The 21,623-nt window shown below is 39.7% G+C and carries 20 protein-coding genes and 1 other RNA gene; 16 read left to right on the forward strand and 5 right to left on the reverse strand.

The genetic code is table 11. From position 1 onward, the window contains the following. Positions 1 to 76: 76 nt before the first annotated feature. From rnr to ssrA, 3 genes are all read left to right on the forward strand, one after another. Positions 77 to 2,356 carry a ribonuclease R gene (gene rnr, locus U9M49_RS20425; RefSeq protein ID WP_412728606.1) on the forward strand — a complete coding sequence of 760 codons (2,280 nt, stop codon included), beginning with the start codon at positions 77 to 79 and terminating at the stop codon, positions 2,354 to 2,356. Between the two features lie 103 nt (positions 2,357 to 2,459). After that, positions 2,460 to 2,927, forward strand: a complete 468-nt coding sequence (gene smpB / locus U9M49_RS20430; RefSeq protein WP_095371914.1) for an SsrA-binding protein SmpB — start codon at positions 2,460 to 2,462, stop codon at positions 2,925 to 2,927. A gap of 173 nt (positions 2,928 to 3,100) precedes the next feature. After that, positions 3,101 to 3,460, forward strand: a transfer-messenger RNA (tmRNA) gene (gene ssrA, locus U9M49_RS20435). 68 nt (positions 3,461 to 3,528) lie between these two features. Here ssrA and U9M49_RS20440 read toward each other — a convergent pair. The 3 genes from U9M49_RS20440 to U9M49_RS20450 form a co-directional block, all read right to left on the reverse strand. Next, positions 3,529 to 3,945 carry a hypothetical protein gene (locus U9M49_RS20440; protein ID WP_322910456.1) on the reverse strand — a complete coding sequence of 139 codons (417 nt, stop codon included), beginning with the start codon at positions 3,943 to 3,945 and terminating at the stop codon, positions 3,529 to 3,531. Positions 3,946 to 4,203: 258 nt separating this feature from the next. Next, a complete protein-coding gene (locus tag U9M49_RS20445) occupies positions 4,204 to 4,605 on the reverse strand; it encodes an ArsI/CadI family heavy metal resistance metalloenzyme (RefSeq protein WP_095371916.1) in 402 nt (133 codons plus the stop codon). A 15-nt stretch (positions 4,606 to 4,620) separates the two neighbouring features. Beyond that, a complete protein-coding gene (locus U9M49_RS20450) occupies positions 4,621 to 4,923 on the reverse strand; it encodes an ArsR/SmtB family transcription factor (RefSeq protein ID WP_095371917.1) in 303 nt (100 codons plus the stop codon). A 186-nt stretch (positions 4,924 to 5,109) separates the two neighbouring features. Here U9M49_RS20450 and U9M49_RS20455 point away from each other — a divergent pair, with 186 nt between their 5' ends. From U9M49_RS20455 to U9M49_RS20515, 13 genes are all read left to right on the forward strand, one after another. Beyond that, positions 5,110 to 5,445: a metalloregulator ArsR/SmtB family transcription factor gene (locus U9M49_RS20455; protein ID WP_322910457.1), complete on the forward strand. Its 336-nt coding sequence runs from the start codon at positions 5,110 to 5,112 to the stop codon at positions 5,443 to 5,445. A gap of 12 nt (positions 5,446 to 5,457) precedes the next feature. Further along, positions 5,458 to 6,759, forward strand: coding sequence for an arsenic transporter (locus U9M49_RS20460; protein ID WP_322910458.1), 1,302 nt, complete (start codon positions 5,458 to 5,460; stop codon positions 6,757 to 6,759). Positions 6,760 to 6,771: 12 nt separating this feature from the next. Beyond that, the gene (gene arsC / locus U9M49_RS20465) at positions 6,772 to 7,194 is read left to right on the forward strand and encodes an arsenate reductase (thioredoxin) (RefSeq protein ID WP_307317771.1); all 423 of its coding nucleotides are present in this window, start codon (positions 6,772 to 6,774) and stop codon (positions 7,192 to 7,194) included. A 161-nt stretch (positions 7,195 to 7,355) separates the two neighbouring features. Continuing rightward, positions 7,356 to 9,257, forward strand: coding sequence for a helix-turn-helix domain-containing protein (locus U9M49_RS20470; RefSeq protein WP_322910459.1), 1,902 nt, complete (start codon positions 7,356 to 7,358; stop codon positions 9,255 to 9,257). 268 nt (positions 9,258 to 9,525) lie between these two features. Beyond that, a complete protein-coding gene (locus tag U9M49_RS20475; RefSeq protein ID WP_095371923.1) occupies positions 9,526 to 11,697 on the forward strand; it encodes an acetate--CoA ligase family protein in 2,172 nt (723 codons plus the stop codon). Between the two features lie 8 nt (positions 11,698 to 11,705). Next, positions 11,706 to 12,155, forward strand: coding sequence for a MaoC family dehydratase N-terminal domain-containing protein (locus U9M49_RS20480; RefSeq protein ID WP_095371924.1), 450 nt, complete (start codon positions 11,706 to 11,708; stop codon positions 12,153 to 12,155). A 20-nt stretch (positions 12,156 to 12,175) separates the two neighbouring features. Further along, positions 12,176 to 12,595: a MaoC/PaaZ C-terminal domain-containing protein gene (locus U9M49_RS20485; protein ID WP_307317766.1), complete on the forward strand. Its 420-nt coding sequence runs from the start codon at positions 12,176 to 12,178 to the stop codon at positions 12,593 to 12,595. Positions 12,596 to 12,608: 13 nt separating this feature from the next. Further along, positions 12,609 to 13,772 (forward strand): thiolase C-terminal domain-containing protein, encoded by a 1,164-nt coding sequence (locus U9M49_RS20490; protein WP_322910460.1) that lies wholly within the window; start codon positions 12,609 to 12,611, stop codon positions 13,770 to 13,772. Positions 13,773 to 13,783: 11 nt separating this feature from the next. Then, a complete protein-coding gene (locus U9M49_RS20495) occupies positions 13,784 to 14,194 on the forward strand; it encodes a Zn-ribbon domain-containing OB-fold protein (RefSeq protein ID WP_095371927.1) in 411 nt (136 codons plus the stop codon). 18 nt (positions 14,195 to 14,212) lie between these two features. Further along, on the forward strand, positions 14,213 to 15,409 hold the full coding sequence (locus U9M49_RS20500; RefSeq protein ID WP_322910461.1) for an acyl-CoA dehydrogenase family protein: 1,197 nt from the start codon (positions 14,213 to 14,215) through the stop codon (positions 15,407 to 15,409). Positions 15,410 to 15,430: 21 nt separating this feature from the next. Further along, the gene (locus U9M49_RS20505) at positions 15,431 to 16,564 is read left to right on the forward strand and encodes an acyl-CoA dehydrogenase family protein (RefSeq protein WP_322910462.1); all 1,134 of its coding nucleotides are present in this window, start codon (positions 15,431 to 15,433) and stop codon (positions 16,562 to 16,564) included. Positions 16,565 to 16,587: 23 nt separating this feature from the next. Beyond that, on the forward strand, positions 16,588 to 18,060 hold the full coding sequence (locus tag U9M49_RS20510) for an aldehyde dehydrogenase family protein (RefSeq protein ID WP_095371930.1): 1,473 nt from the start codon (positions 16,588 to 16,590) through the stop codon (positions 18,058 to 18,060). Between the two features lie 16 nt (positions 18,061 to 18,076). Continuing rightward, complete coding sequence (locus tag U9M49_RS20515; protein ID WP_322910463.1) at positions 18,077 to 19,477, forward strand: MFS transporter; 1,401 nt, start codon at positions 18,077 to 18,079, stop codon at positions 19,475 to 19,477. Between the two features lie 143 nt (positions 19,478 to 19,620). Here U9M49_RS20515 and U9M49_RS20520 read toward each other — a convergent pair whose 3' ends face one another. Together U9M49_RS20520 and U9M49_RS20525 are read right to left on the reverse strand one after the other, a co-directional pair. Beyond that, complete coding sequence (locus tag U9M49_RS20520) at positions 19,621 to 20,256, reverse strand: DedA family protein (RefSeq protein WP_157733896.1); 636 nt, start codon at positions 20,254 to 20,256, stop codon at positions 19,621 to 19,623. 143 nt (positions 20,257 to 20,399) lie between these two features. Further along, entirely contained in the window at positions 20,400 to 21,605 is a 1,206-nt protein-coding gene (locus U9M49_RS20525; RefSeq protein WP_095371933.1) for an MFS transporter, read from the reverse strand. Positions 21,606 to 21,623 lie beyond the last annotated feature (18 nt).

Below are 21,623 nucleotides of genomic sequence, written 5' to 3' on the forward strand. Positions count from 1 at the left end.
TTGGATCGAAGTTTGAGGAGTGTTGTCAATCGTGGATAACCACAAAAAAGAGCTGGTCGATAAACTATTAAATTATATGAAGGACGAGGCGTACAAGCCTCTAACAGTACAAGAAATGGAGGAGGCCTTTGGGATAGAAGACTCCACCCAATTTAAGGATTTTGTAAAGACTTTAGTCATTATGGAGGAACAAGGCTTAGTTGTGCGTACAAGGAGTAATCGCTATGGATTACCTGAAAAAATGAATCTTGTGCGCGGGAAATTATCTGGTCATGCCAAAGGATTTGCCTTTGTTATTCCAGATGAACCAGGACTCGATGATTTATTTATCCCACCAAATGAAACAAATAATGCCATGCACGGTGATATTGTCTTAGCCCGTGTAGCAGCAGAAAGCGCTGGTCAAAGAAAAGAAGGAACCATCGTCCGCATTTTGGAACGTGGTGTGCAACAAATCGTTGGTACATACACTGAGAGTAAGCATTTTGGCTTTGTTATTCCAGATGATAAAAAGTTTGCCAGTGATATCTTTATCCCAAAAGCTGCTTCTAAAGGGGCAGTAGAAGGACATAAAGTTGTTGTTAAGCTCACAACTTATCCTGAAGGAAGAAAGAGTGCGGAAGGTGAAGTAATGGAAATTCTGGGTCATAAAAACGATCCAGGCGTTGATATTCTTTCCATTATTCATAAACATGGGTTACCGATGGAATTCCCTGATGATGTGTTAAAGCAGGCAGAAGAAACGCCTGATGAGATTGATGAAAAAGAAATTGAAAATCGTCGAGATTTAAGAGGCGAAACGATTGTGACGATTGATGGTGCAGATGCGAAAGATTTAGATGATGCTGTTACTGTGACGCAACTTGATAATGGTCATTATAAATTAGGTGTGCATATTGCTGATGTATCTTATTACGTAACTGAAGGATCACCAATTGATGTAGAAGCAGAGGAACGAGCAACTAGTGTGTACTTAGTCGATCGTGTAATACCTATGATTCCCCATCGCCTATCGAATGGAATTTGTTCTTTAAATCCAAAAGTAGATCGTCTCACACTTTCATGTGAGATGGAAATTACGCCTGATGGTGAAGTGGTCAATCATGAGATTTTCCAAAGCGTCATTAAAACAACCGAAAGAATGACTTATTCGGATGTGAATAAAATTTTGGAAGATAACGATGAACAATTAATTGAACGCTATGAGCCACTCGTACCAATGTTTAAGCGAATGGAAGAATTAGCTGCGATTCTTCGTAAAAAGCGTATGCATCGTGGCGCCATTGATTTTGACTTTAAAGAAGCGAAAGTGTTAGTGAATGAAGAGGGTGACCCAAAAGATGTCGTCATTCGCGAACGTTCAGTAGCAGAAAGACTCATTGAGGAATTTATGCTAGCAGCGAATGAAACGGTTGCAGAGCATTTTCATTGGATGGAAGTACCGTTTATTTACCGTATTCATGAAGACCCGAAAGAAGATAAGCTCAGAAGATTCTTTGAGTTTATTACAAACTTTGGTTATATTGTGAAAGGAACAGCCAACGCTGTTCATCCGCGGGCATTGCAGGATATTATAGAAGAAGTACAGGGGACACCAGAGGAAATGGTGATTTCAACAATGATGCTTCGATCCATGCAACAAGCGAAGTACGATCCAGAAAGCTTGGGTCACTTCGGACTATCAACAGAGTTTTATACACACTTCACCTCGCCAATTCGTCGATATCCAGATACAATTGTTCACCGTCTCATTCGTACGTATTTGATCGAAGGTAAGATAGACGATCGCACCCAAGAAAAATGGAATGCGATGTTACCTGAAATCGCGGATCATGCTTCTGAAATGGAGCGAAGAGCAGTCGATGCCGAACGTGAAACCGATGAATTGAAAAAAGCAGAATACATGCTTGATAAAATTGGTGAAGAATATGATGGTATGATTAGCTCTGTTACGAACTTTGGGATGTTTGTCGAACTACCAAACACGATAGAAGGTTTAATCCATGTCAGCTATATGACCGATGATTATTATCGCTATGAAGAACGACAAATGGCAATGATCGGCGAACGTACAGGGAATGTATTCCGCATTGGTGATGAAATTACCGTTCGTGTCATCAATGTCAATAAAGATGAACGTGCGATCGACTTTGAGATTGTTGGAATGAAAGGCACGCCTAGAAGAGAACGCCGACAAGAAACAAAAGTGTTTAAAACAGGTAGTTCAGAAAGAAAGCCAAGGAAATCTGCTGCGCCAGAACGAGGTGAAAAATCTGGTAAGCCAGAGGGTAAGAAAAAGAAAAAACGCAAATTCTATGAAAATGCGCCGAAAGCAAAACGAAAAAAGAAACGTTAATAGACTAATGGAGGAAGCCTTTTTTGTAAGGCTTTCTTCCTTCTTTCCTTTGTTTTTGCTAAAATAAATAAAACTGCTGTGATTTAAGGGAGATGAGAAAGAGATGCCAAAAGGTGCAGGGAAAACAATCGCCCAAAATAAAAAAGCCTATCATGATTATACTGTCGAAGAAACATATGAAGCGGGTATTGTTTTACAAGGAACAGAGATTAAATCTATTCGTAACGGACGTGTGAACCTAAAAGATGCCTATGCACGAATTGTTAATAATGAATTATTCATTATTGGTATGCATATTAGTCCTTACGAGCAAGGGAATATTCATAACCACGACCCATTAAGAACGAGAAAGCTTTTACTACACCGGAAAGAAATTAACAAACTAATAGGTGAGTCAAAAGAAAGCGGCTATGCCCTTGTTCCATTAAAACTATATTTAAAAAATGGTTTCGCAAAGGTTTTAGTTGGATTAGCGAAGGGTAAAAAGAAATATGATAAGCGCGAAGACTTAAAACGAAAAGAAGCGAAACGAGAAGTTGAGCGTGCCTTCCGCGAAAGACAAAAAATGTAATATACCAAAAGCTTACAATTGATATTTCGTTTGTTTGTGCTATAATAGTAATTGTCACTTCAAATAGAAGTGCACAATCTTTGCTCAAAGTTTATCGAGCATTCCGTATGCTGCAACGACTCAGTTGCGCACCTAATACAGTTAGCAGCTTTAAAAAACTGCTACTATCCAATGGGGACGCTACGGATTCGACAGGGATAGTTTGAGCTTAGGTTGCGAGTCGAGGGGATCGTCCTCGTTAAAACGTCAAAGCCTATAACTGGCAAACAACAAAACAACTTCGCTTTAGCTGCCTAATAGGCCTTTAGCGGTTCCTCCCTCCATCGCCCATGTGGTAGGGTAAGGGACTCAAATTTAGTGGGCTACGCCGGATTCCACCGTCTGAGGATGAAGGAAGAGAACAACCAGACTAGCTGCCCGGACGCCCGTCGATAGGCATAAGGAGCAGCGAAACACGAATATATCGACTACACTCGTAGAAGCTTAAGTGCCAATATCTTTGGACGAGGGTTCGACTCCCTCCGTCTCCACCAAATACATATTTGGTGGTTTTTTATTTGGTTAAAACCAATAACATATAAAACCAAGCTATTCACAAAAATTAATAATCCTCCAATAGGTTAACATCAAACGTCTCTTTATTGCCATTCCATTCTATTTCGAATGTATGCATTTTATTTGGCGTAAACATGAATGTCCCATCCTCTCTTTTACTAAGCTGGTTATTATCATCAAGCGTTTCCCCACCGTCGCCGGTGCCAAATAGTGAAGAATGAAAATACCAATGGTCAACTAATACATTTTTGTCATCACCAGTATATTCTATTTTTATCTCATGCCTATAGTTATCCTGATGAATAGATGTATATTTAGAGGTAACAACCCAGTTTTGTCCTTCACCCCTAAAAGAATAAACTTCACTAGCAAATCTATAATTGTTTATATAGTTATAAATCAAAAAAGTAATGACACCTAGCAGAATTAATAAGGCAAATATTTTATAGTATCTTTTTTTCATTAGGGTTTACCCCTCCTTTTTCTGCTACTACACATCCTATTATAATTGAAAATTAGGAATATTATGTACATAATAAGCAGGATTTGAGAGGCACTAAGAAGTACAGTATTGTTGTTAAGCAAACATATTAATACTAAAGGTAGTTATATTTCACTTTATGCTCCATGTGGAGGATTATAGTAAGTTAAAAACAAGGCACTGATTAGTATATATGTTTTTTAAATTACTTGTTATTTTAGGAAATGAAAGAAATATCCCTTAAATATCTACACAGCATCCCTCACTCTGAACTTCACTATCCGCCTTCGTATAAAAAAACTCCCACTCATTCCCATCTGGATCGGTGATCCAAAACTTGTCTTGCAGAGCGTAGCAGCAAGTGGTATCCCGTTCTTCACGTGCGAAGAATCCTTCTTGTTCTAATCGTTGTTTATGGTGATCGATTTCTTCTTGTGTTTCTACTTGGAAACCAAAGTGATTCACTTGATTACCGTTTACTTCGTCTTTAACATTAAGGGTAAAGTTGAGTCCAGGTTGTTCTAGTAAAAACTTACTGTAAGTGGGTTCGACCTTGATTGGAGAAACACCAAATACTTTTGAATAAAAGGCGATAGATGCTTCTAAATTGGTTACGTTAATGCCGATATGCACATATTTCATTTGAAATGCCTCCTTTTAATTGCAACAAGAATTACTTGATTTTCTAAAGATACAACAAAGTTCTTCTGATAAGAGATGGTTAACGGATTGCTCATTTAATTCATAGTAATTCCATTTTCCTTTTGTCTCTTTTGTAATTAAACCAGCATCGAGCAAAATCTTTAAATGATAGGATAATTTCGATTGCGGAAGAGAGAAAATCTCGGATAAATCACAAACGCATGTCTGTCCCCGTTGGCATAGCTCATACATAATTTCTAGTCTTTTTTGGTCGGCTAATGCTTTAAATTGTTTTTCATATTCAATGAATGGTTTCATGGTTTGCACTTCCTATCAAATTTTTTTGATGTGTTATCAGTATACTTTAACTATAATTGGAAAATCAAGAAATAAATCAAAAAAATTTGATGCGTTTTTTTCTAACAGGGATTGCTTAACTATAGATTTATCTATAAAATAGCATAAGGATATAAGCATTTACTTATACGATAAAGGAGTACCTTAATGAAAAGTACAATTGAGGAAGTTGCGCTTGTGTTAAAGCTGTTAGGCGATAAAACAAGGCTAAAGATGGTGAAGATTCTTGAATCAAGGGAATGCTGTGTTTGTGAGCTTGTTCATTTATTTGATATGAGCCAGCCAGCTATTAGTCAGCATTTACGTAAGTTACGTGATGTTGGTTTGATCTTTGAATCAAGAAGGGGTCAATGGGTTTATTACGGTTTAAATAAACAATATGAGAACTTTCCCTTCGTTTGTATTTTATTAAATCAGCTTCCAAGTCAAGAGGGGCTACTTGAAAGTCTTGAAAAACAAGGTTTGCGCGTATTGTGTGATTAAGGAGGAATGGGTATGACAACGTCAGTGGTTTTGGCATCAGTGATTTTTTTAATCACACTTATTTTAGTCATCTGGCAACCTAAAGGGTTGTCTATTGGTTGGTCTGCCTGTGGTGGAGCGATATTGGCTTTACTAGTTGGTGTGGTAGATTTCCAAGATGTTTTGGATGTAACGTCGATTGTATGGAATGCAACGTTAACATTTATCGCTATTATTATTATTTCTTTAATTTTAGATGAGATCGGTTTCTTTGAATGGTCTGCCTTGCATATGGCGAGAGCGGCAAAAGGGCATGGTGTAAAAATGTTTGTCTACGTGATTTTGCTTGGAGCGATTGTATCTGCTCTGTTTGCGAATGACGGGGCTGCCTTGATTTTGACACCGATTGTTCTTTCGATGGTAAGGAACTTGAATTTTAATGAGAAAATGGTCTTTCCATTCATTATTGCAAGTGGTTTTATCGCTGATACAGCGTCATTACCCCTTGTGGTAAGTAATCTTGTTAATATTGTATCGGCCGATTTCTTTGGCATCGGATTTGTGGAATTTTTCACTGTCATGATTGTACCGAATTTATTTTCTGTTGCGGCAAGTATTTTGGTTCTCTATTTGTTTTTTAGAAAAAGCATACCCGGTCGTTATGATGGTACGCAATTACGGGAGCCACGTGTAGCGATAAAGGATCCACGATTATTCAAGTACTCATGGTGGATTTTGGCGATATTACTAGTTGGCTATTTTGCAAGTGAGTTTGTTGGTGTGCCTGTATCGATTATTGCTAGTATCATTGCTTTTATTTTTCTTATGATCTCTAGAAGAAGTGATGCAGTTGATGTGAAATCCGTCATGAAGGGGGCTCCGTGGAATATTGTTTTCTTCTCAGTCGGAATGTATGTTGTTGTGTATGGTTTGCGGAATGTTGGGCTAACGAGCTTATTAACAGATGTTCTTCAATTAACCGTTGATCAAGGATTGTTTGCCGCAACAATGGGCATGGGCTTTATTGCTGCCATTTTGTCTTCGGTCATGAATAACATGCCGACAGTGATGATTGATGCGTTAGCCATTGCAGATACGAATGCAACAGGTATGATGAAAGATGCCTTGATTTATGCCAATGTCATCGGATCTGACCTTGGACCAAAAATCACGCCAATTGGTTCACTTGCTACTTTATTATGGTTACATGTGTTATCGCGTAAAGGGGTGAAGATTTCTTGGGGTACCTACTTTAAAACAGGTATCATTCTAACGATTCCCACCTTATTTATCACCTTATTAGGTCTTTATATATGGTTATTAATTATTCATTAAAGGAGTGTTCATATGACGAAAAAAATCATTTATTTTCTTTGCACAGGGAATTCTTGCAGAAGTCAAATGGCTGAAGGTTGGGCAAAGCATTATTTAAACGAAGATTGGCAAGTCTATAGTGCAGGCATTGAAGCACATGGACTCAATCCAAAAGCTGTAGAAGCGATGAAAGAAGCAGGGATAGATATCTCACAGCAAACTTCGGATGTGATAAATACCGACATCTTAAATCAAGCGGATTTGGTTGTCACCTTATGTGGCGATGCTGCTGATAAATGTCCTATAACACCGAAAGAAGTGAAACGAGAACATTGGGGATTTGATGATCCTGCCAAAGCAATTGGCACGGAAGAGGAAAAGTGGCAAACGTTTACTCGTGTAAGAGATGAGATAGGCGAGCGGTTGAAGCGGTTTGCTGATGCTGGTGAAAAGTAGTCATACACCGTCATGGAAGTACCTCCATGGCGGGTATTTTTATTCTGAATAGTTAAAATATATAGTTAATTAAACTTTTGTTATGCTACACTTGTAATAAATAACGACCAACATTGTCTAAGTCACTCAATGAAATAAGGGTAGGAGGGAATAGACGGTTTATGACTAAAAAAGTTGTTCGTAGGAATGGGAAGCGTAATGAAGGCAAAGCTAGACAATTGACAAATGAAATTGATAATTTTTTAATTCTATGTATTTATGAACAGCAAAAAGAAGCAATTGCCAAACAAGAGTCGATTGAAAAAGAGAAGGCACCTATTTATTATATCTCAGGTGTCAAATCTTTTATGATTTGGGAAAAGGCATATCAAGAAAATCCGGCTGTTTTTAATTCGTTAAGACAAATCGCAAGAGATCGCTTTATTCATCAATTGGCAGATCATATCGTGCATTTTCTTATCGAGAAAAACAAAAATTATTCCTCCCTATTTACAATGGTTTTTTTAGATCATCAACTAAGGGGACTTGCCATTTCAGCAATTGAAAATAGGCTAAGGGCGGATACCTTTTTAAATGAGGAAGCTGCTTGGGAAGAGTTTTGTCAGTGGTTTCAGCGGGGAATCGCAGAGTGGGTATTAGATGTAATGGCTGACGAACTTGGGATGGAGCACCTCAGTCAACTAAAGAAAGCTGAATTAAATCAGCTCTTCTATCAATACCTGTCTAATTTTTTGCTGAACAGTAAAGAATTTCTTTCTATGTTCACGATAATCGTAAATGATTATGCTGATAAATGGATCAATCAACTTTTTAAATATAGTAAATGCACTGTACAGGAATTAGAAAAGGCTATCGCTCATGGAGTAGATTGGAGAAATTCATCTCTAGTCCCTTCTCAGAGAGAGAATATTTGTGTAATGAATAATGCCCCTTATCAAGCGGTACGAGAGGCGCTATATCAAGTTTTTCATTGGGATCAAGAGAAAGAAAGGTATTGTAGAAGAATCCAGAAAGGTCATGTGCAAGGCTTATTGATGATTAACGAGATAGTAGAAGATCAAAATGTAGATCGCTTTACGTTAACAGATTTGGATGTTGATGTACTCGATATGTTATGTGCCAACTTTCTTGCTATCGCCAAGCATCATGAAGATGTTATTACGATAGAGGTGGATGAACTGCTTCGGATGAGGGGCTTGTTACCTAAACGCGGTGGAGAAGGGAGACGCGGAGGGTATGAGCGGAGTCAACGTCTAAGAATTATGAAATCGCTTACAATCATAAAAAATCTTTGGATCGATATAGAGACTGTGGTATATCAAAAAGGAAAACCAGTCGAGAAAAGGTTAATGGGTAATGCTTTTGACGTGTATGACCAAAATGAATCACAGCAAGTGTTGAAATATAAAATGGGTCCTATATTTTCCCCATTTCTATATGGATCCGGTAGGCAGGTTATACATCTACCACTTAAAATATTGCAGTATGATCCTTACAGAAGGTCTTGGGAGAAGAGGTTAGGGAGATATATGCATTGGCGTTGGAGAGTCCAGGCAAAGAAGGGCGATTATTTAAAACCACATTATATTTCAACATTACTCGCAGCGATAGGTGAATCATTAAATATAAGATTGCCTTCAAGGACAAGAGAACGATTTGAGAGCGCGCTTGATACGCTACAAGAGGATGGTTTACTCTCTGCATGGTATTACGAAGCATGGGAAGAATCCATTGTGGATAGTAAAGGCTGGGGGAATACTTGGAAGCAAGCAAAGATTATTATTCAGCCACCTGAGGAAGTTGTTGAAAGGTATGCTCAATTGAAGAAAACGACTTTTGAAGTGAAAGTGAAAGACCATCAATCGTTAACAGATCACGTCCTTTTAGGTAAACGTGTAAGAGAAGTAAGAGTGACAAATGGCTTGTCGTTATCACAATTAGCGCAAGAAGTTGAGGTGTCACAAGCTTATATCAGTACGATAGAACGAGGAATTAAAGTCCCATCTAAACGGGTGGAAGGTAAGTTATTACGCTGGATAGAGATAATGGAAAAGAGGCAATGAGCACAAGTTGTGTGATCATTGTCTTTTTTTCGTGGTAATCCCTTGCCATTGTCGAGGTGATCTTGTGTCATAGTCGAGATGATATAGTACGTAAAAAAATAATTGTGAAAGTTTCTGCCTACGGTAAGTAAAGGTTTAGTTGATATTTACTTTTTTTTACTACCTAATAATTAAATGTTTAATGTTTTCTTTACGCCTGATCCATTAGCGTTCATTTTGTAAGCTATCGATAGAAAGAAATTGATTTTTATTTAGTGAGGTGAATGTAATGATAAATGAAAACGTTTCCGCAAAGGATGAGCTACATTCTTTTTTTTATCCGCAATCAGTAGCCGTGTTAGGTGCATCTGAAAACCCGAAGAAGCTTGGCAATATCCAGGTGAAGGCATTATTAGATGGGGGCTTTCAAGGAGATATTTTTCCTATTCATCCTACTTCAAATGCAATTCATGGAGTGAAGTGCTACTCATCCTTACAAGCGGTTTCACATGCAGTTGATTTAGTCATCTTTTGTTTAAGTGCTCACCAGATTCAGCAAGGGCTAGAGCAATGTGTAGAAAAGAAAGTGAAGGCAGCGATTATTTTTGCTTCAGGATTTTCTGAAACTGGAGAGTCGGGAGAAAAACAACAAAAACAAATAGCGGATTATGCAAAAAAGCATGGTCTCCGTTTACTTGGTCCAAATTGTGTCGGCCTTGTTAATACGCTGAATGGTCTGGTCGGTACATTTTCTCCTGCTGTTATGAGCTATCCTCTTAGTGAACAACGCGCAGTTGGGTATGTATCGCAAAGCGGCGCCTTTGGTGTGCTTACGTATATGGCTGCTGCCCAACATGGATTAACGTTCAATTATTTTGTGAGTGTTGGAAATGAAATGGATACCAGTTTTGAAGATGTAGTTGAGTATATGGTTCATGAAAAGCAAACGAAAGTGATCAGCGGTTATTTGGAAGGTGCGAAAAAACCTAAAAAATTAAGGGGATTGGCATACGAGGCGCTTGAAAAAGGGAAACCGATTATCGTTATGAAGGCAGGGCGAGGAACTGCAGGAAAAAGAGCAGCCGCTTCTCATACGGGTTCATTAGCCGGCTCGAACGATATTTATGACGCATTTTTTAAACAAACTGGCATGATTAGAGCCAATGATTATGATGAAATTATTTCATTCTCGAAATTATTCTTATCTGGCAAACTGCCAACAGGGAGAAATACCGTAATTATTACAAGCTCGGGTGGCAGAGGGATTAACGAAGCCGATCGTTGTGAAGCTAATGGCTTGTTGATTCCAAAATTAAATGAGGAAACTCAACGGAAAATCAAACAAGTGATTCCTTCCTTTGCTAGTGCAGCCAACCCAATTGATCTAACTGCAGCGGCTTCTGTATCGGCACCAGAGCTATTTACTGCGCCATTAAAAGCCTTAATGGAGGATCCGGATGTAGACAATATCATTCTTACAGAGTTCCCCTTATTTTGGGATGAAGAGACGAAGGAATTACAAGAATTTGTTGAGATGTGTAAAAACACGAATAAATTTGTGTTTGTAAGTACATTTCCGTTAGAAGGAATGAGTATACCTAAAGGGCAACAATATATGGTCGACCATGGTGTTCCAGTGATACCGGGTAACTTACAAGCGATATCTGCGCTCGCAAAGTTAGTCGAATATAGCGAAAAATATCGTGCGTATCAAAAAGAGAGTGTTCGAGAACGGGCATCTATTCAGAAGAAAGAGAACGTAGCGTATTTACTGCAAGAGAATCAAATTTTAAGCGAATGGGATGCAAGCAAAGTGCTACAGGCTTACGAAATTCCCACTACAAAAAAGAGCTTAGCAACTACCGTGGATGAAGCGGTTCAGCAAGCGAACAGTATTGGTTATCCTGTTGTATTAAAAATTGATTCAAAAGACATTTTGCATAAAACAGAAGCAGGTGGTATACGTCTTTCCTTGCAAAATGCAGAGCAAGTAAAGCAAGCATTCGATGACATTCTTCTGTCCGCTCACAAATATCATCCTGATGCCCACATTAATGGGGTGATGGTGCAGGAAATGGTGGCAAAGGGGACGGAAGTTATCGTTGGTGTGACGAGAGATGCCAGCTTTGGACCGGTGATTATGTTTGGTTTAGGCGGCATTTTTGTTGAAGTGTTCAAAGATATTGCTTTCCGGGTTGCACCGATCACAAGACAAGATGCGCTTGAAATGATAAATGAGATTAAAGGAAAAGCCATTTTCGACGGTGTACGAGGTGAAGAAGCGCTTGATGTAGAGGGCATTGTCGACATCTTACTGCGTGTATCCTCACTTGTACAAGATTATGACATTGAAGAGCTAGATTTAAATCCAATCATTGTGACTGAAAAGTGCGCAAAAGCGGTAGATGCACTAATTGTAACAAGCGCTGCACAAACAGAAAATATGCTCGCTAGGAGGTAGTGGTATCGATGCTCGATCAGACAATTATCGGTAAGACTGGGTCAACGTTCATGTTTGAAGTGGATAAAAGACATGTTAAACAATTTGCTCAAGCTATAGGTGATGACAATCCATTATATACGGAACCAACTTATGCTAATCAGAGTCCCTATAATGGGCTGATTGCGCCACCTACTTTTCCGGTGGTAGCAGGGGTAGAGGGTGAAGGAATAGAGCTAGATTTAGATAAAAAGAGAATGCTTCATGGTGAGCAGTCCTTTATTTATCATCGCCCACTAAAAGTAGGCGAGTCTCTTACTTGCCAAATAAAAGTAGCAGACCTTTATGAAAAAGAAGGAAAAAAAGGAAAGATGCAATTTATTATTCTGGATACCGAAATGAGAGACACAGAGGGGGATTTAGTGGTTACAAGTCGCATGAATATCATCTATACCCAGCCTCCAGTCCAGGCAGTATAACGATACGAGGAGGAATGACAATGCTAAGATTTGCCGATTTGGTAGACGGTCAAGAGTTAAAACCATTAGTGAAGCCTGCGGTATCGAAGGTTCAACTCGTCAAATACGCGGGAGCATCAGGAGATTACAACTTATTGCATACCGACGATGCTTTTGCTAGAAGTATGGGATTACCAGGAGCCATCGCACATGGCATGTTAGTCATGGGATTCTTAGGAGAATATATCCAACAATTAGCTGGTGTGACTGCGAGAGTAGCGAAGTTTAACATGCGTTTTGGAGCGATGACTAAACCGGGGGATGAGATTACTTGCGCAGCTACTGTAAAACGCGTATACGAGGACGAAGGAAAGAAATATGTGGAATTTGAGTTGCAAGCGGCTAAATCAATAAAAGAAATCGTTGGATCAGGTTCTGCATTGTTGGAATTCTTTGAATAAGGAGGAGTTGACGATGGAAAACATTAAAAACAAATATGCAATCGTCGGAGTTGGAGAAAGCGAACGTTCAAAAAAGTCGGGTACAACCCCGTTACATTTGGCGTTAGATGCAGCGCGAGCAGCTATTGCTGATGCTGGACTTGAGACAAAAGAGATTGATGGATTTATGAGTTACAGTGAAAACGATTCATGTACGGCACATCAATTATCTACCTATTTAGGCGTGAGACCGAAATATGTAAAAGATATTATGGGTGGCGGAAGCAGTACAGAAATGTTAATTGCTGACGCGATTGGTCTGATTGAAACAGGTCAAGTAAATACCGTCCTTATTTATCGATCTATGAATGGCAGATCAGGCGTAAGAATGGGCGGTGGTGGCTGGGATGTGAACATGCTGCAAAATGCGATGGATGGCGGTAGCTTTCTCATCCCATATGGAGCAGGTAGTCCTGGGCAATGGTTTGGCTTATTTGCCACACGTCATATGCATGAAACAGGGTTAACGAAGGAGCATCTAGGTCATGTTTGTGTGAGTTTTTATGAGCATGCACAAAGAAATCCGAAAGCCTTCTTTTATGGAAAGCCATTAACAATGAAAGCTTATCATGATACGCCTGATTTAAGCTTCCCATTTAATAAGCATGATTTCTGCTTAGAGTCAGACGAAGCAAATGCAATCATTGTTACATCCGCCAAACGAGCTGAACAATTACCGAAGCAGCCCGCTTATATTATGGGAATCGCCGCTAGACAATGTGTTTCACACGCACATTATTGGAACAATGTAGATGAAGTCGCTTCAGACTATGTTGCTAAGGATGTATACAAGAAGGCAGGGGTTACCGCAAAGGACCTCGATGTCGCATCTATTTATGACTGCTATAGTTGGGTTGTGTTGCGGCAGTTAGAGGCATATGAGATAGCGAAAAGAGGCGAAGTGGGAGACTTTGTTGCCGATGGACATCTCAAGATGGGTGGGAAGCTGCCGAGTAATACAGCTGGTGGCATGCTTTCAGAAGGATACACACATGGAATGAATAATGTGATTGAAATTGTGCGACAGATTCGTCACGACTATGAGGGATCAGACCGACAAGTGAAGGATTGTGAAGTTGGTTTATGTACGGGCTGGGCAGGTCCAGATATTGCTGGTGCGATGATATTAAGGAATTAGGAGGAATACGAATGAGCTATGAGAAACCGATACCGTTAAAAAATGAAGATAATGCCCCCTTTTGGGATGCGGCTGACCGCCATGAACTTTTTTTGCAAAAATGTCATACATGCCAACAGTTCGCCCATCCACCTGGACCGGCATGTGCAAAGTGTAGCAGCAGTGATCTGACATGGGAGAACTTAGGCACAAATATTAAAGGACGTGTGTATTCTTACGTCATTTCCCACCGCCCTTTCTTGCCAGGATTTCACAATGATACGCCACTTGTCATTGCCGTTATTGAATTGGCTGCCTATCCAGAAGTGAAAATGATCGGTAACATTTTGGATCATGCGATAGAAGACATCCATATCGGGATGGAAGTAGAAATGACGTGGCAGAAGATCAATGATGAGCGTGCCCTACCACAATGGGAATAGGATGGGAGGAGAGAAAAGATGGACTTTTCATTTTCAAAAAAAGAAGAAAAGTTTAGACATGAATTACGTACATGGCTCAAGGAAAACTTGCCAGAAGGGTGGTTGCATGGAGACAGAAAATTACCAGAAGATATGAATGAGTATTCTCGCTTCTTAAGAGATTGGCAGCGCAAGCTTTATGAAGGTAGCTGGGGGGCAATTGCTTGGCCAAAAGCGTACGGAGGAAGAGAAGCTAGTTTAATTGAAGAAATCATCTATCAACAAGAAATGGTTCGCGTTAGTGCACCGCCTCTAGTAAATTATGTCGGCATCCATATGGTTGCCCCTTTGCTTATGCAAATGGGAAGTGACGAACAGAAATCAGCTTATATTACTAAAATCATTTCTGGAGAAGAGGTTTGGTGCCAAGGATATTCTGAACCAAATGCGGGCTCAGACTTAACAGCTATTCAGACAACTGCAGTAAAAAAAGGTGATCGTTGGGTGATTAATGGGCAGAAGGTTTGGACGAGTTTTGGTCATTTAGCAGATCGCTGTTTCCTATTAGCGCGTACTTCAAAAGGGGAGAAGAAACATCATGGTATTACCGTTTTCCTTTTGGATATGCATCAAGAAGGTGTAGAGACTAGGCCTATTATCCAGATGGATGGGGAACATGACTTTAATGAAGTCTATTTAAATGATGCGATTGCTTATGATAGTGATATTGTTGGTGAGATCGATTGTGGCTGGCAAGTAATGATTGCTTTACTTATGCATGAACGTACGGGTATTGGTGGTCAAGTATTTACATTAGAGCAGCAATTTCAAGATTTAGTAACGATGGCTAAGGAATGGACGGAGGACGGGCAGCCTGTCATAAAAAAGGAAAGTGTAAGAAATGCATTAGTTGATTTATATGCAAAATCTAGGGGATCTTTGTTGAACTATTATCGTAATTTAACGAAAACATTGAAGAATGGTCAACCGGGCTCTGAGGGCTCTTTAGATAAACTGATAGTAAGTGAGGCGACACAAGAACTCTTTGCCTTATCCGTATCTATTCAAGGTCCACACGGGATTCTTTGGAAGCAGGATGCGGCAATTGGTGATTCGTATTGGCAGAAACAGTATCTTTATTCCTTTGGTATGACAATTGGCGGGGGAACAAGTGAGGTACAAAGAAATACTATTGCAGAAAGAATACTAGGACTACCTAAGGATCTAGGACGTTAACATTGTTGGAGGTGAAAAAGAATGGATTTCGCATTAAATAAAGAACAGGAATTATTCGGTAGTTATGTAAGGAAGTATTTAACTGAGCAAGGTACAACCAATATTGCCCGTGCTTTTATTGATGGTGATGGACAAAGATTTAATCAAGCATTTCAAGGATTAGTTGAATTAGGCTATCCAAGTATCAATGTGTCAGAAGACTATGCGGGAATGGGCTTAGGTTTATTAGACATGGTATTACCACTTGAGGAGATGGGGAGAAGTGTCCTGCCGGGGCTGTTTTTGGAAACGAATAGTTTCTCTGTACCACTTATCGAAAAATATGGTACAGAGAAACAAAAGCAAAAGTATCTACCTGCAATTGCCGATGGTTCCCTGCAGATTTCGGTTGCTTGGATAGAGCCAAAAGGAAGTTACAAGGCGTCGTCGATCCAAGTAAGTGGGGTAGAAAAAGGTGATGATTTTGTTCTTAACGGCGTAAAATCGTTAGTAGTAGATGTCGAACTAGCTGATACTTTTCTCGTTCCGATTCGAACCACTTCATCTAGCCATGAAGAGGGAATTTCACTTTTTCTAGTGGATAAGGCAATGATAAAAAACGTTACACAGCAGCAAAGTATTGATGAAACACGGAAGCTATCGCAAATTCACTTTGAAGATGTAATCGTTAATAAAGAGCAATTACTAGGAGAGCTAAACCAAGGTGATAACATTCTCGAAGAAGGACTGCTATCTATTAATGCATCAATTTGCGCCATTATGGTGGGTTGTATGGCTGCGATTGTGGATATGGCAGCAGAATACGCAAAGATACGGGAACAATTCGGGCAACCGATTGGCCGTTTCCAAGCCATTAAACATGCGATTGCCAATATGAAAGTGGATTTAGAACTGTCAAGGTCACTATCCTATTATGCCAATTGGGCTTACGATACAGCAGCTGAAGATCGTCAGGAATCCATATTTGCGGCGCGTATTTTTATTCATAACGCCCTGCAAAAAGCAGCAGCAGCCAATGTACAAATACATGGCGGGATTGGATTTACTGAAGAATTAGATTGTCATTTATATGTGAAAAGAGCGCGCTATTATGAACACTATCTAGGTAGTAGAGAGAGCTATTATGAAAAGGCAGCAGCAGCTTTAGGATGGTAAAAGAAAAAAGGGGAGTGATTGTAATGCAGACCATAAATGAAATCGAACATTATTTAAATGTAATCAATGGAAAGCAATTGCCAGCTACTCAAGGAAAACAATTAACAAGTATAAACCCTGCAAATGGCAAGGTATGGGCGACAATCCCCTGTAGTACAGAAGAAGATATTGACTTAGCAATCAAGCATGCCAAACAGGCCGTCCCAGCTTGGTCGCAATTATCAGCAATGGAACGTGCAAAATATTTAAGAGAAATTGCGTTACAGGTTGAAAAGTATGGCGAAGAGTTAGCGATGTTAGAAACGAAGGATAATGGGTGGGTTTATCGGGAAACATTGCACGGTCTCATTCCATCATTAGTGAGTATTTGGTTAGACGCAGCAGGAGCGGCGTCACATGTCAATAAAGGTGAAACGGTCCAACTTGATGAGGAAACAATCGGGTACACGCTTAGGGAACCGTTAGGCATTGTTGTTGGTATTCTTCCATGGAATGCCCCATTATTTACCTTTACGATTAAAGCGGCGTATGCCCTTGCAGCAGGCAATGCCGTGATTATCAAACCTTCCGAGCATGCGAGTGTATCGAGCTTAAAATATACAGAACTGCTTAATCAAATTCTTCCTCCGGGAATATTAAACGTCATCTCAGGAGATGGTTCTACAGGTTCGTACTTGGTCGGTCATAGAGATGTTGATCGGGTGACGTTAACGGGATCAGGTCAAACTGCTCGTGCGATTACAAAGAAGCTGGCACAATCGCCAAAGCCTGTCACTTTTGAACTTGGAGGGAAATCCCCCAATATTGTGTTCGCTGATGCGGATGTAAAGAAAGCGGCAGAAGGCGTCACATTAAATGGTATTTTCACGGGGAATGCTGGACAAATTTGTGTCGGCGGCTCTCGCATTCTTGTACAAAAAGACATCTTACCCGATTTTCTTCCTTTAATGAAAAAGTCCATTGAAGAGTCAATTCATTTTGGTGATCCTATGAATCTAGCGACATCGATGGGACCAATTGCGAACAATGTCCAATATAAAAAGGTTTGCGACTTTATTGAATTAGGAAAGCAGGAGGGGGGAGAAGTCATCTTTGGAGGAAATTACGGTGGGGAGAGCTTCTTTGACGATCAAGCAGATCTTCAAAAAGGATACTGGGTGGAACCAACGCTGCTACTAGTGAAGGATTCTTCTCTACGAATCTGTCAGGAAGAGGTTTTTGGTCCGGTGTCGGTCGTCTTGCCATTCGATAATGAAGAAGATGCCCTGCGTCTTGCCAATGATACAAGCTTTGGCCTCGGAGCGGGCATATGGACAAACAATTTAGGGAGAGCCCATCGTATGATGAAGAAAATTGATAGTGGAAATGTTTGGGTCAACACGTATCGAAGAGTAGGACCAGAATTACCGTTTGGTGGATTTAAGGAGAGTGGATTTGGTAAAGATTCCTTATTAGAGAACACCCGTGAAAAGGCGTGCGTGATCCATATCGGGTAATTAAGGAGGGAATGGAGTGGAGGAAAAGTCTGTTAATCGTTCGTTTCATATTCTTTGCATCGGCATTTTACTTGTCGTGTTAGCAGAGGCAACACACATCCCAGCTTATCCAAAAATGCTCGAACATTTCGATTTAACTGCAGGCTATTCTGTCTATATGCAGCTAGGGTTTGCTTTAGGATTAACAGGCTTTCAACCGATGATGGGTTGGTTGTCTGATTCGTTTGGCCAAAAAATAGTCATATTGATCGGTTCAGGATTACTAACAATCGGTTCGATTATGGTGGCCATTGCTCCATCTTTTTGGTTGTTGGTGTTCGGTTTATTTTTAAAAGGCTTCGCCGGAGCGGCTGTGATTCCTGCCGGAGTGAACTTTGTCGGTACCGTATATACCGATAGTATGCGTGGTAAAATGATGGGTGTGTATGGATTTTATACGGTTGTAGGTGGTCTCATTGGTCCTATATTAAGTGGGGTTCTCGTGGATCGCATCGGTTGGTCGTCTATCTTTTGGCTCTGCTCAGTCTTTGGTATTATTGCTTTCCTGCTGTTTACTTTTGGCGTACCTTCTGTACAAAGAAGCAAGAAGAGCACAATTGATTGGTTAGGCGTAATATTTGTCTTTCTTCTTTTAGCAGGTCTACTTACGATTCCAACATTTATCAATCAGTATGGTGTGACATCATGGATGTGGTCACCAGCATTAGTAGTTGCTGTTGTTTCATTCATCTTTTTAATTATCGTTGAAAAGAGGACTAAGCAACCGTTACTGGATATTGACTATGCAAAGACACGTCATTTTTGGGTGCCATCTATCATTGCTATTATCATGTACATGTCTTTTAGTAGTGTGATGTATTTATTAACGTTCTTCGTGCAAAGTGTTCAAGGCCATTCGTCTACGGTGGTAGGGTTATTGCAATTTCCATTATTCCTAACTATGGCTATATGCAACCTTATTAGTGGGCGTTTAATGAGTAAAATCCAACCAGTGCATTTAATTCTCTGCAGTATTTTCTTGCTGAATGGTGGGGTTAGCATGTTGATCTTTGCTAATGAGGATACCTCTTTTGTCTATTTATTTATCTCTATGAGTCTTATAGGTTCTGCAATTGGGACAGTAGGACCAATCGTAAAAGCACTCGTTGTCTCTCGGGCACCTGTTACAAGGGTTGGCGTGGTCTCCTTTACTTATTTAACGATAGAAAATGTCGCTTCTCGTGTAGGGGCATCGTTTGCTTTAGTTACTTTCGCAATCTTTGCTGCTGGAGGAAATGGCGCGAAAGGATTATCATCAACCGCAGTTTTACTGACAATCTTTACGACTTTGAGTCTTTTTTTCATCTTTCTCATGCCTAAAGGGGAAGAAAAAGAAGCCCCCGCATCTGTTTCTCAAAAACAAACGATAGAAAAATAGATAGATTTAGCATTGTTGCACTTCCTAATGGGAGTGTTTTTTTGTCTAAGATTATGGACGATGTTAAGAAATAGTCATCCTTTAAATAGTAATAAATGAAATTATTAATAAGGTTGGGTTACTACCATGTACAATGCTTAAATTTACTTCTTGTTTATTTTTCTTTTCATGAGGAAAAAAACAACCGGAATACTAAAAGGAATAAGCGAAAGTACCAAAAGTGAGGCAACAAGATGTTGTTCTACAATGGGCATTTGCCCCAATAAAAGCCCTGTTAGTAACCAAAAAAACACCCAGAGGAATCCGCCAAGGGCATTATGTCTAAAGAAAGATCGATAGGAATAATTCATTATCGCACTTGCTACCGGAACGGTTGTACGCATAAGTGGAATAAATCTTGCGGTGATAATGGATATTTTTCCGTAACGGTTCATAAATTGCTCAGCCCGTTGGAGTTGTGTTTCTTTTAATAAAAATGGCTTTAATCTTTTACTATTCCAGCCTTTGATTAATCTTCCAATAGAGAAGTTTTGGTTATCTCCACAGATGGTAGCAAGAAAGAAAACAATGGCTAGTGTTTCGATATTCAAACTACCCACTGCTGCAAGAGCGCCACTAGCAAATACAAGTGAGTCCCCTGGAATAAATGTAAGTACCACGAAGGCAGTCTTTAAATAAACAAGCAAAAATAACAGTGCATATATATATAATCCATAAGAAGTAAGGAACTCCCCCAGTTGTTTATCAAACGTACTCATCGTGTAAAAGAATGTTCCCATTATACCCGCCCCTGATAGTAGACTCATTAGAGGCATCATATTCATCCAAGGTGAAGAAAGAAATAAGGAATTCGCCCTTTTTTGTTATATAGAAAAAAGAGTCATATGTGTTCCTTAACGGTGACACATAATGACTCTTTCAATTATTCTGCCGTGCTTTCAACAAACTCCTTCTCACGCCATATATATGTTATCCCTAAGCCTAGAAGCATGACGACACCTGCAAATAGGTAAGGATAATGGATATTTACATCGAATAGAATGCCTGCAACTGCTGGTCCGGCAATGTTACCGAGACTTGTGTAAGTTGAGTTCATTCCAGCGACAAAGCCTTGTTCTTTCCCAGCTGATCGGGAAAGGAAAGTGGTAAGTGCCGGACGTAGTAAATCAAATGCTAAGAAGATGAAGGCCGTAACTAATAACACCATCCAAAATCCAGATATGACTGTTGAGGCAAATGCTAAGACAACACCCATGATTAAACAGGCCTGGATCACTTTTTTCTCTCCGAGTTTCTCGACCATCTTTCCGAATAAGAAAATTTGGACGATGACGCCGAATATCGAGCTGATGGTTATAATGATCGCAATATCTTGCGGTGTAAAGCCAAATTTATGGTCTGAGAATAAGCTAAATACTGTCTCATAGGCAGATAGACCGAACGCTAGGATAAAGACGATGATAAACGCAATAAAGTATAACGGATTAAACGAGCGTTTAAAATCTGCGATAAAACTGCTTTTCGTTGCATTTTCAGAAAGCTCTTTCATCTGCTCTTTTGTTAGTGGTTCTTTTAATATAAAGATAGATAAAATACAGGCAAAGAAGGCAATACCCGCTGCAAAGAAGAAAGGCAGACGAATACCATACTCGGCGATAAAGCCACCGATTCCTGGGCCTATGATGAATCCAGTGCTAATAGCTGCTGACACGTAACCCATTGCCTTTGGTCTCTCTTTTAATGTAGTGATGTCGGCTACATAGGCTGTTACCCCAGGCATAATGAAAGCTGCACTGATTCCGCCTAAAATTCTTGATAGATATAAAGCAGAAATATGAGTACCTAATCCAAAAACCAATTCACTGATAGCGAATAGAAATAACCCGATGGTAATGATTCTTTTTCGGCCAAATCGGTCAACGAATCTACCTGCAAATGGGGAAGTAATCAATTGAGCGAAAGCGAAGACAGCGACTAAATAGCCCATTGTACTTCCAGATAAATGCATAATATTCATAAAAGAAGGCATGACCGGAATAATTAGTCCGATGCCTAAAAAGGCAATGAAAATATTACTTAATAAAATGAGTAAGACAGCTTTTTGTTCTTTTAACGGTTTTTGTTCCATTTGAAACACCTCTTTTTT

Origin of the sequence: Cytobacillus sp. OWB-43 (assembly GCF_034651445.1) — a bacterium.
Lineage (GTDB): Bacteria > Bacillota > Bacilli > Bacillales > Cytobacillaceae > Cytobacillus > Cytobacillus kochii.